This window comes from Pseudomonas sp. SDI, from assembly GCF_003105155.1.
GTDB lineage: Bacteria > Pseudomonadota > Gammaproteobacteria > Pseudomonadales > Pseudomonadaceae > Aquipseudomonas.
Window position 1 is genome coordinate 1 of record NZ_QETK01000072.1, and the last position, 533, is coordinate 533.

1 protein-coding gene is annotated in these 533 nt (G+C 53.5%); it reads right to left on the reverse strand.

Annotated features, from left to right (window positions below; translation table 11 throughout):
• The coding region (locus tag DCO48_RS22820; RefSeq protein ID WP_165840824.1) for a hypothetical protein at nucleotides 1-533 on the reverse strand (533 nt) is incomplete at both ends.

Here is a 533-nt window from a genome sequence, read left to right on the forward strand (position 1 = left end):
ACCCGTTTTGTAGTTGAAGTCCAGGTCTATGTTGCGTTGGTATTGTGCGCGTGTATCTTCGGGATACAGAACCTGTTCCATCACTGGCAAACTATCGAAGTGCCTCAAGCATTCGGTAGCGAGCACGGTCTGCTTACCGGTGTTGTGGTATTCCTCTTGCGCTGCTTGGGTGACTTGTATGCGCCATGCCTCTTCCTGGCTGTTAGCTTCTTTCCAGGCCGCCCGTCGTTCGTTCAAGGTAAAACTGCCGCTTTCGTCGTAGGTGATCAACGCCAGTTGATCTCTCGACATGCCTTTAAACGGGTTGCGACCAAAACCGTGTACAAAGTCGGTTGCCTTGTGGGCGCGGTCCAGCAATTGCGGATCATCGGTATCCGGAAGGTCGGCATCACGTTGCTCGTTATTCGCGCTACTTGTTAGCTGATCAACAATATGTTTAGCCTTCTCTGCCAACCCCGCAAAATCTAGCCCTGCGTTCTCGACCTCCGCCCGCGCCGCCGCATTGCTCAATTGCTGAGCCAGCGATGACACTG